The organism is Streptomyces erythrochromogenes (genome assembly GCF_036170895.1).
GTDB lineage: Bacteria > Actinomycetota > Actinomycetes > Streptomycetales > Streptomycetaceae > Streptomyces > Streptomyces erythrochromogenes.
The window spans coordinates 6,775,506-6,789,207 of sequence record NZ_CP108036.1; the positions used below are offsets into that span (position 1 = coordinate 6,775,506).

Sequence of the window (13,702 nt, forward strand, 5' to 3'; positions counted from 1 at the left end):
GGCCCGCTCCGCTCCGCTACAGCCCCCGCACCACCACACCCTCCACCGCCAGCCCCGCCTCGTCCTCCACCACCACCGCATCCCCGGCCCACCGCGAGGTGTACCGCTCCACCGTGCCCGCCCCGAAGCCCGGACCCGGGTCCCGGACCACCACTCCGCCGCCCGTACGGCCCCGCGCCGGCGCCCAGACCTCCAGCTCCACCCCGTCACCCGCCGCGGACCGCACCGGCAGGAGCGCACCCGCCCGCGCCAGCACCGGGATCCGGCCCCGCGGGGCGTCCAGCAGGACCTGGCCCGGCCCCTCGTGCGCCGCCCCGGTCGCGGTGTCGTACCACCGGCCCCGCGGCAGCCGTACCGCCCGCCGGTCCGCCCCGCACTCCAGTACCGGCGCGACCAGCAGCGCATCACCCAGCAGGAACGTGTCCTCGCAGTCCCGCAGCCGCCGGTCCTCCGGAGCCCCCCACCACACCGGTCGCACGTACGGGGCGCCCGTCCGCCGCGCCATGTGGGCCAGCGTCACGAAGTACGGCCGCAGCCGCTCCCGTTCCGCCATCACCGCGCGCGCCTGCTCCTCCACCTCCGGCCCGAACTCCCACGGCTCGCGCCGCCCCGCCCAGATCGCCGAATGCGTGCGGAACAACGGCAGGTACGCGCCCAGTTGCAGCCACCGCACGTACAACTCCGGTGACGGCGAACCGCCGAACCCGCCCACGTCGGGCCCCGAATACGGCACCCCGCACAGGCCCAGCCCCAGCACCAGTGCCAGCGAGGCCCGCAGCCCCTCCCAACTGGTCTCCACGTCGCCCGACCAGGTCCCCCCGTACCGCTGCATGCCCGCCCACCCCGACCGGGAGAACAGGAACGGCCGCTCCTGCGGCCGCAGCCGGACGAGGCCCTCCCACCCCGCCCGCGCCATCCCCAGCGCGTACACGTTGTGCCCCTCGCGATGGTCGCCGCCCGCTCCGTCCATCGCGTGGCGCGCCGATCGCGGCAGCGTGGTGTCCCCGAACGCCGCGAAGGACACGGGCTCGTTCATGTCGTGCCAGAAGCCGGAGAAGCCCTGCCCGAGCCGTTCCTCGTACAGCCCGCCCCACCATTCCCGCACCGCCGGATCCGTGAAGTCCGGATAGGCGCACTCGCCGGGCCAGACCTCCCCGCGCACCTCCCGGCCGCCCGCATCCCGTACGAAGGCTCCCCCCGAGCCCACCGTCAGCCCGGCCGCGTGCAGCGCGTCACCCGCCTTGACCGCCGGGTCCACGATCGAGACGAGCCGCACCCCCTGCTCCCGCAACTCCCGCGCCAGCCCCGGCAGATCCGGGAACCGGTCCTCGTCCACCGTGAACACCCGGTGCCCGTCGTAGTGGTCGATGTCCAGGTGCACGGCTGACAGCACGAGCCCGCGCGACGCGTACCCGGCGACCACCCGCCGCACCTCCGACGCGCTCCCGAAGCCCCACCGCGCGTGCTGGTACCCCAGTGCCCACTCCGGCGGCACCGCGGCCCCGCCCGTCAGCCCCGACCAGCCCTGGAGCACCCGCGCCGGCGTGCCCACGAGCACCCAGCAGCGCAGCGGCCCGCCCTCCATGCGCAGTTCGCTCGTCCCCGGGCGGTCCTGTCCCGAACCGACGCCCTCCTCGCCCTCGCGCAGCAGCACCCGGCCGTCCCAGCAGTTGTCGTGGAAGACCAGGTGGGTCCCCGCGTCCGCCACGACCATCTGCACCGGCATCGTCAGGTACAGCGGATCGACGCCCGGTCCGAAGCCGCCCTTGGGGTCCGTGTTCCACAGCCGGTACGCCCCGTCGCGCAGCCGCGGGCCCGCCGCCCGCCCGCCCAGCCCGAAGAACCGCGCGTCCGCCGGCACCTCGCTCCGCACCACCCACCGCGCCCCGCCGGAGGCCGTCCCGAGCCCGCCGCCGCGCCCCCCGCCCGCACCGGCGACCGTCACCGCCCCGCCCTCTCCGACACCGGCCCCCGGCCCGCCGGAGTCGGCCCCGCCGGAGTGCCCCGCTTCCCCCGCGGGCCGCGTCCCGGCGGAACCGGCCCCCTCCGCGGCCTCCCCGGCGAGGGGCACCGGCTCCCACCACCGCGGCGGCGACTCCCGCCGCAGCACCGTCCCGCCCGGAGTGCGCACCTCCAGCGCCCCGTGCCGGGACACCGCCACCGTCACCCGCTCCGACACCACCCGCCAGCCGCCCCCGGTGTCCGGTTCCAGCACCGCCCGCAGGTCCGGTTCGGGTCCGCTCCCCACCACCGCGTACGAGGGCGTCGCCCCTGCCCCGTCCCAGGCCCAGAACACCACCCCGCCCGCCATCACCCGCACCACCAGCTCCGAGCGCGCGAACCGCAGCACGCCCCCGCCCGGCCGGGGCTCCGTACCCACCAGCAGTCCCGGCACCCGCGCCCGCTCCGCGCCCCGGCGCGGGAGCCCCACCGCGTCCGCGCGCCGCCGGCGCCACGCCGAGAGCCAGGCGCGCCGACCGCGCTCCGTACCGATGTCCTTCACCGCACGCACCAGATCACGACCGTCCATGCCGCTCACCCTGCCACCGGCCCCCGGCCGAGGGGACGGCGTTCAACTGCCGTTCACCCGCCGGCGGCGTTCCCCGCCGCTCACCGGACCGGCCAGGTCGACCCTGGTGCAGCCGTCGATCACATGGCATCGTCCCTGTGAGCCGCCGCGCGCGCACCCCCCGCGCGATGGCACCGTACGCACACGAAGCGCGAGCCGCAGACTTGACCGGGAGCCGACCCATGACCTCAGCCACCCAGCCGGAACCCCTCTGGGCGCCGGGCCCCGACCGGATCGCCGCGGCCCGGATCACCGCCTTCCAGGCCTGGGCCGCGACGCGCTTCGGAGCCCCCGCGGAGGGCGGCTACCCCGCCCTGCACCGCTGGTCCGTCGACGAGCTCGACATCTTCTGGCAGGCCGTCGCCGAATGGTTCGACGTCCGCTTCACCACCCCGTACGAGTCCGTCCTCGCCGACCGCTCCATGCCGGGCGCGCAGTGGTTCACCGGAGCCACCCTCAACTACGCCGAGCACGCGCTGCGCGCCGCGGAGGACCCGGCCCGAGCCGACGACCCCGCCCTGCTGTACGTGGACGAGACCCACGAGCCCGTCCCCGTCACCTGGGCCGAACTCCGCCGCCGGGTCGGCTCCCTCGCCGCCGAACTGCGCGCCCTCGGCGTACGCCCCGGCGACCGCGTCAGCGGCTACCTCCCCAACATCCCCGAGGCGGCCGTGGCCCTCCTCGCCACTGCCGCGGTCGGCGGCGTGTGGACCTCCTGTGCGCCCGACTTCGGCGCCCGCAGCGTCCTCGACCGCTTCCAGCAGGTCGAGCCCGTCGTCCTGTTCACCGTGGACGGGTACCGCTACGGCGGCAAGGAGCACGACCGCCGCGAGGCAGTCGCCGAGCTCCGCGCGGAGCTGCCCTCCCTGCGCGCCGTCGTCCACATCCCGCTCCTCGGCACGCCCGCGCCCGACGGCGCCCTCGACTGGTCCGCGCTCACCGCCGCGGACACCGAGCCCGTCTTCGAGCCGGTCCCCTTCGACCACCCCCTCTGGGTCCTCTACTCCTCCGGTACGACCGGCCTGCCCAAGGCGATCGTCCAGTCCCAGGGCGGCATCCTCCTCGAACACCTCAAGCAGCTCGGCCTGCACTGCGACCTCGGCCCGGAGGACCGGTTCTTCTGGTACACCTCCACCGGCTGGATGATGTGGAACTTCCTCGTCTCCGGACTCCTCACCGGCACGACGGTCGTCCTCTACGACGGCAGCCCCGGCTACCCGGACACGGGGGCCCAGTGGCGCATCGCCGAACGCACCCGCGCCACCCTGTACGGCACCTCCGCCGCCTACGTCATGGCATGCCGCAAGGCCGAGGTCCACCCGTCCCGCGACTTCGACCTCTCCGCGGTGAAGTGCGTGGCGACCACCGGCTCCCCGCTCCCGCCCGACGGCTTCCGCTGGCTCCACGACGAGGTCGCCGAGGACCTCTGGATCGCCTCCGTCAGCGGCGGCACCGACGTCTGCAGCTGCTTCGCGGGCGCCGTCCCCACCCTCCCCGTGCACATCGGCGAGCTCCAGGCCGCCTGCCTCGGCACGGACCTCCAGTCCTGGGACCCCTCGGGCAAGCCGGTCACGGGCGAGGTGGGAGAGCTCGTCGTCACCAACCCCATGCCGTCCATGCCGATCCACTTCTGGAACGACCCCGACGGCAGCCGCTACCGCGACAGCTACTTCGAGATGTTCCCCGGCGTCTGGCGCCACGGGGACTGGATCACGATCACCGACCACGGCTCGGTGATCATCCACGGCCGCTCCGACTCCACGCTCAACCGGCAGGGCGTCCGGATGGGCTCCGCAGACATCTACGAGGCCGTCGAACGGCTACCCGAGATCAAGGAGTCCCTGGTCATCGGTCTGGAGGAGGCGAACGGCGGCTACTGGATGCCGCTCTTCGTCCACCTCGCCCCCGGCGCCACCCTGGACGACGGCCTGCGCGCCCGGATCAAGGCGACGATCCGCGAGGAACTCTCCCCGCGCCACGTCCCCGACGAGATCATCGAGGTGCCGGCCATCCCGCACACCCTCACCGGCAAGCGCATCGAGGTCCCGGTCAAGCGGCTCCTCCAGGGCACGCCGCTGGCCAAGGCGGTCAACCCGGGCTCCGTCGACGACATCGGCCTGCTCGGCTTCTACGAGGAGCTGGCCCGCACGCGCAGCTGAGGTCACTGTCAGTGGCGCTGGTTACGCTGAGTGAGCAAGTGATCGCACTCAGGGGGAACCAGCCATGCCACGCAAGAACGACACCGGTCCCGGTACCGGCAGCCACCCGAACCACAGCACCGACCGGAACCGCAGCACCCACCGGCGCCGCGCACTGCGCCGCGAGGTCCCCAGTACCGTCGGCCTCCTCGCCGACGCCGGGGACTTCGCGGCCATGTGTGGCTACCGCAGCTTCGGCTTCGACCGCCGCGCCGACTACACCGACTACCTCCACCACGTCGACGGCCTGCTCCGGTCCCTCGCGGCCCGGGGCATCCACACCACCGTCGCGCTCTTCGACCCCGACGAGTACGCCGAGTACTGCGGGGAGAACGGCCTGGACCCGGACACCTCCGAGACCCGCACCCGCTTCACCGCGGAGCTCGCCGGCAGCGGGACCGTGCTGCCGTACACCGGCCAGCCCATCGACGAGCTCGTGCCGCTCCTCTTGGACGAAGCGGTCCGCCACGCCACCTGGGAGTACGCCACCGCCGTCCTCGCCGGAGTGGGCCGCTGCGCGGACTGCGGCGAGGACATCGGCCGCGCCTCCTTCGACCGCGCCGCCGACGCGCTCGAACGGCTCGTGGCCGGCGCCGGCCCGGGCCACCACCACTTCGTCTGCAGCATCCCGACCGAGGACGAGCAGCTCGTCGCCGTCCTGCACGCCGACAGCAGCGGCGATTCGGACACCCCGCCGCGCATCGAGGGCCGCGAGAGCCTCGACTTCGTGACGGTCCTCGCCGCGGGCCTGGCCCTGGGCGGGCCCGGGGGACTGGTCGTGCGCAGCACCACCGAGGGCCAACGGGACCGGGTGCACGGCTGGCGCCTGGACCGCGGCCGCCTCACGGCACTCTCCGCGGCCGCCGTCTTCAACGCGTACTGCACCGACGCCGACACAGGAGACCTCGTCTCCCCGGAACCGGGCGTCGAATACTGCCCCGGCTACGAGGTCGACGCCCCGGGCCCGCACCACTGAAACGCCGAGGGGCCCCCGCCACCGGCGAGGGCCCCTCGGTCCGTACGACACACCGTCCGGCTACTCGCCGGAGAGCACCGCCTGGGCGGCCACGCGGGCCTCCTCGGCGCTGTCCGCCGCGCGGGCCGCCGCCGCGGCACGCTCACACTGCGCCAGCGTGTGCTTGGCGAGCGTCGCCCGGACGTAGGGGATCGACGCAGCACCCATCGACAGGGAGGTGACACCCAGACCGGCCAGCACACAGGCCAGCAGCGGGTCGGAGGCGGCCTCGCCGCAGACGCCGCAGCTCTTGCCCTCCGCCTTGGCGGCCTCGGCCGACATGGCGATCAGGTCGAGCAGCGCGGGCTGCCACGGGTCCTGGAGCCGGGAGACGGCGCCGACCTGCCGGTCGGCGGCGAAGGCGTACTGCGCGAGGTCGTTGGTCCCCAGCGAGAGGAACTCGACCTCCTGCAGGATCGAGCGCGCACGCAGCGCGGCGGAGGGGATCTCCACCATCGCGCCGAACTTCGCCTGGAGACCAGCCTCGCGGCAGGCGTCGGCGAAGGCCTTCGCGTCGGCGCGGTCGGCCACCATCGGGGCCATGACCTCGAGGTGGACCGGCAGGCCCTCCGCCGCCTTCGCCAGCGCGGTGAGCTGCGTACGCAGCACCTCCGGGTGGTCCAGCAGCGAGCGCAGCCCGCGCACGCCCAGGGCCGGGTTCGGCTCGTCGGCCGGGGTCAGGAAGTCCAGCGGCTTGTCGGCGCCCGCATCGAGCACGCGTACGACGACGCGCCCCTCGGGGAAGGCTTCGAGCACCTTGCGGTAGGACTCGATCTGCTTCTCCTCGGACGGAGCCTTCTTGCTGTCGTCCAGGAAGAGGAACTCCGTGCGGAACAGGCCCACGCCCTCGGCTCCGGCCTCGACGGCCGCCGGCACGTCCGCGGGACCGCCGACATTGGCCAGCAGCGGCACCTTGTGGCCGTCGGAGGTCGCACCGGGCCCGGACGAAGCGGCCAGAGCCGCCTTGCGCTCGGCGGCCGCCGCCTCCAGCTCGGCCCGCTTCTCCGCGGACGGGTCGAGGAACAGATCGCCCGTGCTGCCGTCCACCGCGATCATGGTGCCCTCGGCGATCTCGCCGGCACCCGGGAGCGCCACGATCGCCGGCACGCCCAGCGCACGGGCGAGGATCGCGCTGTGGCTGGTCGGCCCGCCCTCCTCGGTCACGAAGCCGAGGACGAGGGCCGGGTCGAGCAGGGCGGTGTCGGCGGGTGCCAGGTCCCGCGCGATCAGCACGTACGGCTCGTCGCTGTCGGGGACACCGGGCATCGGTACGCCGAGCAGCCGCGCCACGATCCGGTTGCGCACGTCGTCCAGGTCGGCCACGCGGCCGGCCATGTACTCGCCGGCTCCCGCGAGCAGATCGCGGTAGGCGGCGAAGGCGTCGTACACACCGCGCTCGGCGGTGCTGCCGACGGCGATCCGCCGGTCCACGTCCGCCATCAGCTCGGGGTCCTCGGCGATCATCGCCTGGGCCTCGAGGACGTGCTGGGCCTCGCCACCGGCCAGCTGGCCACGCGCGATCAGGTCGGCCGCCACGGCACTCACGGCCTGGCGGGCGCGCCCCTGTTCGCGCGCCGCCTCGTCGGCGGTGATCTGCCTGGCCGGCGGTTCGAGGACCGCCGTACCCATGTGCCGCACCTCGCCGATCGCCACCCCGTGGCTCACGCCGACGCCTCGCAGCGTTGTCTCCATTTCACCCGTCTCCGATTGGGCGGCGGCCCTGGCCGCCGCGGTGGATGTCCGTCACGCCCGTGCGGGCGGAGGGGTCACTGCCAGCTGAAGAGAGCGTCGTCAGCCTTGACGTCGCCGGACTCGACGACGCCGGACAGGGACTCGGCCGTCGCCTCGAGCGCCACGACGGGGCAGATCGGGGACTTGCCGAGGGCCTCGACGGCAGCGGGGTTCCAACGGATGACCGCCTGGCCGCGGGTCACGGTGTCGCCCTTGTTGACGAGCAGCTCGAAGCCCTCGCCGTTGAGCTGGACCGTGTCGATGCCGAGGTGCGTGAGTACACCATGACCTTCACCGTCGACCACCACGTACGCGTGCGGGTGCAGGGAGACCACCACACCGTCGACGGGGGAGACCGCCTCCGAGGGCTCGCGCACGGGGTCGATGGCGGTGCCCGGTCCCACCATCGCGCCGGAGAACACCGGATCCGGCACTGCCGCGAGTCCGATGGCGCGACCGGCAAGAGGGGACGTCACGCTGGTCATGAGGGGCCTCCCAGGGGTGGGGCTTTGGGTGTCGCCGTCACTGACTGTTGCGAACGGCGTACTCTTCTGAAGGATAAGTCACTAGATGTTCGGGTTCGTCCGATGTAGGTCCAGATCCGGACGGCCCCTTCGGCACGGAGACTAGTGGACTAGACCGGTGGACTAGACCATACGCCTGAATCGATTTGCTTGGGCACCCCCCGGCCTGTACTGTCGTGACTCCCGCCAGGACGCCCCGCGTGAACATCTCGCGAACGGCTGATGGACGGGCATCCTCCTCTTCAGCTTCGATCTCGATCTCCACCGCTTATTCGCATGCCCTTTCGGGAATGCGGGAGTGGTCGGGGAGAAGGAAATTCGCTGATAGAGTCGGAGCCGCTGGAAAGGGAAACGCGAAAGCGAAAGCCTGGAAAGCGCCGAGGAAGTCGGACACGAAAGAGTCTGATAGAGTCGGAAACGCAAGACAGCAGAACGAAAGCCCGGAGGAAAGCCCGCGAGGGTGAGTACAAAGGAAGCGTCCGTTCCTTGAGAACTCAACAGCGTGCCAAAAATCAACGCCAGAAGTTGATACCCCGTCCACTTCGGTGGATGAGGTTCCTTTGAAAAAGACCTGTCGGGCCTTCGGGCACTGGCAGGCAACCAAACACAGCGAGGACGTTGTGGTCAGTCGGTCTTATTCCGACCAAGACTGGCCCGCTCTTTCGTGCGTGTGCACCCGATTACGGGTAAACATTCATGGAGAGTTTGATCCTGGCTCAGGACGAACGCTGGCGGCGTGCTTAACACATGCAAGTCGAACGATGAAGCCCTTCGGGGTGGATTAGTGGCGAACGGGTGAGTAACACGTGGGCAATCTGCCCTTCACTCTGGGACAAGCCCTGGAAACGGGGTCTAATACCGGATACGACTGCGGAAGGCATCTTCTGCGGTGGAAAGCTCCGGCGGTGAAGGATGAGCCCGCGGCCTATCAGCTTGTTGGTGGGGTAATGGCCTACCAAGGCGACGACGGGTAGCCGGCCTGAGAGGGCGACCGGCCACACTGGGACTGAGACACGGCCCAGACTCCTACGGGAGGCAGCAGTGGGGAATATTGCACAATGGGCGAAAGCCTGATGCAGCGACGCCGCGTGAGGGATGACGGCCTTCGGGTTGTAAACCTCTTTCAGCAGGGAAGAAGCGAAAGTGACGGTACCTGCAGAAGAAGCGCCGGCTAACTACGTGCCAGCAGCCGCGGTAATACGTAGGGCGCAAGCGTTGTCCGGAATTATTGGGCGTAAAGAGCTCGTAGGCGGCTTGTCACGTCGGATGTGAAAGCCCGAGGCTTAACCTCGGGTCTGCATTCGATACGGGCTAGCTAGAGTGTGGTAGGGGAGATCGGAATTCCTGGTGTAGCGGTGAAATGCGCAGATATCAGGAGGAACACCGGTGGCGAAGGCGGATCTCTGGGCCATTACTGACGCTGAGGAGCGAAAGCGTGGGGAGCGAACAGGATTAGATACCCTGGTAGTCCACGCCGTAAACGTTGGGAACTAGGTGTTGGCGACATTCCACGTCGTCGGTGCCGCAGCTAACGCATTAAGTTCCCCGCCTGGGGAGTACGGCCGCAAGGCTAAAACTCAAAGGAATTGACGGGGGCCCGCACAAGCGGCGGAGCATGTGGCTTAATTCGACGCAACGCGAAGAACCTTACCAAGGCTTGACATATACCGGAAAGCATTAGAGATAGTGCCCCCCTTGTGGTCGGTATACAGGTGGTGCATGGCTGTCGTCAGCTCGTGTCGTGAGATGTTGGGTTAAGTCCCGCAACGAGCGCAACCCTTGTCCTGTGTTGCCAGCATGCCCTTCGGGGTGATGGGGACTCACAGGAGACCGCCGGGGTCAACTCGGAGGAAGGTGGGGACGACGTCAAGTCATCATGCCCCTTATGTCTTGGGCTGCACACGTGCTACAATGGCCGGTACAATGAGCTGCGATACCGTGAGGTGGAGCGAATCTCAAAAAGCCGGTCTCAGTTCGGATTGGGGTCTGCAACTCGACCCCATGAAGTCGGAGTCGCTAGTAATCGCAGATCAGCATTGCTGCGGTGAATACGTTCCCGGGCCTTGTACACACCGCCCGTCACGTCACGAAAGTCGGTAACACCCGAAGCCGGTGGCCCAACCCTTGTGGAGGGAGCTGTCGAAGGTGGGACTGGCGATTGGGACGAAGTCGTAACAAGGTAGCCGTACCGGAAGGTGCGGCTGGATCACCTCCTTTCTAAGGAGCACAGTACCGATTGCAGACAAACGTTCTGCACGGTCAGCTCATGGGTGGAACGTTGATTAGTTGGCACGGTTTCTGAAACCTCCTGTAAGTACTGCTTCGGCGTGGAACACAGTGAGAGTCGACGGGATCGTGCTTGGCACGTTGTTGGGTCCTGAAGGTACGGCCGTATGGTCATGTCTTCAGTGCCGGCCCCAGTGAACTCACTAGCTTGTCTGGTGGGGTGATGGGTGGCTGGTCGTTGTTTGAGAACTACACAGTGGACGCGAGCATCTGTGGCCAAGTTTTTAAGGGCGCACGGTGGATGCCTTGGCACCAGGAACCGATGAAGGACGTGAGAGGCCGCGATAGGCCCCGGGGAGCTGCCAACTGAGCTTTGATCCGGGGGTGTCCGAATGGGGAAACCCGGCAGTCGTCATGGGCTGTCACCCACTGCTGAACACATAGGCAGTGTGGAGGGAACGAGGGGAAGTGAAACATCTCAGTACCCTCAGGAAGAGAAAACAACCGTGATTCCGGGAGTAGTGGCGAGCGAAACCGGATGAGGCCAAACCGTATGCGTGTGATACCCGGCAGGGGTTGCGCATGCGGGGTTGTGGGAATGAGCTTGATCGGTCTGCCGGCCGGTCGGCGAGTCAGAAACCGTTGATGTAGTCGAAGGACATGCGAAAGGTCCGGCGTAGAGGGTAAGACCCCCGTAGACGAAACATCAGCGGCTTGCTTGCTCATCTCCCAAGTAGCACGGGGCCCGAGAAATCCCGTGTGAATCTGGCGGGACCACCCGCTAAGCCTAAATATTCCCTGGTGACCGATAGCGGATAGTACCGTGAGGGAATGGTGAAAAGTACCGCGGGAGCGGAGTGAAATAGTACCTGAAACCGTGTGCCTACAAGCCGTGGGAGCGTCGCTGTATGTGCTTGCACATACAGTCGTGACTGCGTGCCTTTTGAAGAATGAGCCTGCGAGTTAGCGGTGTGTAGCGAGGTTAACCCGTGTGGGGAAGCCGTAGCGAAAGCGAGTCCGAATAGGGCGATTGAGTTGCACGCTCTAGACCCGAAGCGGAGTGATCTAGCCATGGGCAGGTTGAAGCGGAGGTAAGACTTCGTGGAGGACCGAACCCACCAGGGTTGAAAACCTGGGGGATGACCTGTGGTTAGGGGTGAAAGGCCAATCAAACTCCGTGATAGCTGGTTCTCCCCGAAATGCATTTAGGTGCAGCGTCGTGTGTTTCTTGCCGGAGGTAGAGCACTGGATAGGCGATGGGCCCTACCGGGTTACTGACCTTAGCCAAACTCCGAATGCCGGTAAGTGAGAGCACGGCAGTGAGACTGTGGGGGATAAGCTCCATGGTCGAGAGGGAAACAGCCCAGAGCATCGACTAAGGCCCCTAAGCGTACGCTAAGTGGGAAAGGATGTGGAGTCGCAGAGACAACCAGGAGGTTGGCTTAGAAGCAGCCACCCTTGAAAGAGTGCGTAATAGCTCACTGGTCAAGTGATTCCGCGCCGACAATGTAGCGGGGCTCAAGCGTACCGCCGAAGTCGTGTCATTGCAGCAATAGGGCCAACGCCCGCTGTGATGGGTAGGGGAGCGTCGTGTGCCGGGTGAAGCAGCAGCGGAAGCTAGTTGTGGACGGTTCACGAGTGAGAATGCAGGCATGAGTAGCGATACACACGTGAGAAACGTGTGCGCCGATTGACTAAGGGTTCCTGGGTCAAGCTGATCTGCCCAGGGTAAGTCGGGACCTAAGGCGAGGCCGACAGGCGTAGTCGATGGACAACCGGTTGATATTCCGGTACCCGCTTTGAAACGCCCAATATCGAATCAGGCGATGCTAAGTCCGTGAAGCCGTTCCGGACCCTTCGGGGAAAGGAAAGTGGTGGAGCCGACGAACCAGACTTGTAGTAGGTAAGCGATGGGGTGACGCAGGAAGGTAGTCCAGCCCGGGCGGTGGTTGTCCCGGGGTAAGGGTGTAGGCCGAGGGGTAGGCAAATCCGTCCCTCGTTAAGGCTGAGACCTGATGCCGAGCCGATTGTGGTGAAGTGGATGATCCTATGCTGTCGAGAAAAGCCTCTAGCGAGTTTCATGGCGGCCCGTACCCTAAACCGACTCAGGTGGTCAGGTAGAGAATACCGAGGCGTTCGGGTGAACTATGGTTAAGGAACTCGGCAAAATGCCCCCGTAACTTCGGGAGAAGGGGGCCATCACTGGTGATCGGATTTACTCCGTGAGCTGGGGGTGGCCGCAGAGACCAGCGAGAAGCGACTGTTTACTAAAAACACAGGTCCGTGCGAAGCCGTAAGGCGATGTATACGGACTGACGCCTGCCCGGTGCTGGAACGTTAAGGGGACCGGTTAGTGCACTTTCGGGTGTGCGAAGCTGAGAACTTAAGCGCCAGTAAACGGCGGTGGTAACTATAACCATCCTAAGGTAGCGAAATTCCTTGTCGGGTAAGTTCCGACCTGCACGAATGGCGTAACGACTTCTCGACTGTCTCAACCATAGGCCCGGTGAAATTGCACTACGAGTAAAGATGCTCGTTTCGCGCAGCAGGACGGAAAGACCCCGGGACCTTTACTACAGTTTGATATTGGTGTTCGGTTCGGCTTGTGTAGGATAGGTGGGAGACTTTGAAGCATCAACGCCAGTTGGTGTGGAGTCGCCGTTGAAATACCACTCTGGTCGTGCTGGATGTCTAACCTCGGTCCGTGATCCGGATCAGGGACAGTGTCTGATGGGTAGTTTAACTGGGGCGGTTGCCTCCCAAAGGGTAACGGAGGCGCCCAAAGGTTCCCTCAGCCTGGTTGGCAATCAGGTGTTGAGTGTAAGTGCACAAGGGAGCTTGACTGTGAGACCGACGGGTCGAGCAGGGACGAAAGTCGGGACTAGTGATCCGGCGGTGGCTTGTGGAAGCGCCGTCGCTCAACGGATAAAAGGTACCCCGGGGATAACAGGCTGATCTTCCCCAAGAGTCCATATCGACGGGATGGTTTGGCACCTCGATGTCGGCTCGTCGCATCCTGGGGCTGGAGTCGGTCCCAAGGGTTGGGCTGTTCGCCCATTAAAGCGGTACGCGAGCTGGGTTTAGAACGTCGTGAGACAGTTCGGTCCCTATCCGCTGTGCGCGTAGGAATATTGAGAAGGGCTGTCCCTAGTACGAGAGGACCGGGACGGACGAACCTCTGGTGTGCCAGTTGTCCTGCCAAGGGCATGGCTGGTTGGCTACGTTCGGGAGGGATAACCGCTGAAAGCATCTAAGCGGGAAGCCTGCTTCAAGATGAGTATTCCCACCTCCTTGAGAGGGTAAGGCTCCCAGTAGACGACTGGGTTGATAGGCCAGATGTGGAAGCCCGGTAACGGGTGAAGCTGACTGGTACTAATAGGCCGAGGGCTTGTCCTCAGTTGCTCGCGTCCACTGTGTTAGTTCTGAAATAACGAACAGC

General features: G+C 67.1%; 5 protein-coding genes and 2 rRNA genes. 4 read left to right on the forward strand and 3 right to left on the reverse strand.

Features of this window, described 5'->3' with window-relative positions:
- Positions 1 to 16: 16 nt before the first annotated feature.
- Positions 17 to 2,530 carry a glycoside hydrolase family 31 protein gene (locus tag OHA91_RS31090; protein ID WP_328740425.1) on the reverse strand — a complete coding sequence of 838 codons (2,514 nt, stop codon included), beginning with the start codon at positions 2,528 to 2,530 and terminating at the stop codon, positions 17 to 19.
- 221 nt (positions 2,531 to 2,751) lie between these two features.
- On the opposite strand from OHA91_RS31090, the gene OHA91_RS31095 reads away from it, so the two are divergent.
- Both OHA91_RS31095 and OHA91_RS31100 read left to right on the forward strand, forming a co-directional pair.
- A complete protein-coding gene (locus OHA91_RS31095; RefSeq protein WP_031155442.1) occupies positions 2,752 to 4,728 on the forward strand; it encodes an acetoacetate--CoA ligase in 1,977 nt (658 codons plus the stop codon).
- 64 nt (positions 4,729 to 4,792) lie between these two features.
- Positions 4,793 to 5,743 carry a hypothetical protein gene (locus OHA91_RS31100; protein ID WP_328740427.1) on the forward strand — a complete coding sequence of 317 codons (951 nt, stop codon included), beginning with the start codon at positions 4,793 to 4,795 and terminating at the stop codon, positions 5,741 to 5,743.
- Positions 5,744 to 5,803: 60 nt separating this feature from the next.
- Here OHA91_RS31100 and ptsP read toward each other — a convergent pair whose 3' ends face one another.
- Both ptsP and OHA91_RS31110 read right to left on the reverse strand, forming a co-directional pair.
- The gene (ptsP, locus tag OHA91_RS31105) at positions 5,804 to 7,474 is read right to left on the reverse strand and encodes a phosphoenolpyruvate--protein phosphotransferase (RefSeq protein ID WP_328740428.1); all 1,671 of its coding nucleotides are present in this window, start codon (positions 7,472 to 7,474) and stop codon (positions 5,804 to 5,806) included.
- Positions 7,475 to 7,548: 74 nt separating this feature from the next.
- A complete protein-coding gene (locus OHA91_RS31110) occupies positions 7,549 to 7,998 on the reverse strand; it encodes a PTS sugar transporter subunit IIA (protein WP_031155435.1) in 450 nt (149 codons plus the stop codon).
- 732 nt (positions 7,999 to 8,730) lie between these two features.
- On the opposite strand from OHA91_RS31110, the gene OHA91_RS31115 reads away from it, so the two are divergent.
- Both OHA91_RS31115 and OHA91_RS31120 read left to right on the forward strand, forming a co-directional pair.
- Positions 8,731 to 10,254, forward strand: a 16S ribosomal RNA gene (locus OHA91_RS31115).
- 283 nt (positions 10,255 to 10,537) lie between these two features.
- Positions 10,538 to 13,659, forward strand: a 23S ribosomal RNA gene (locus OHA91_RS31120).
- The 16S and 23S rRNA genes sit together here, the layout of an rRNA operon.
- Positions 13,660 to 13,702 lie beyond the last annotated feature (43 nt).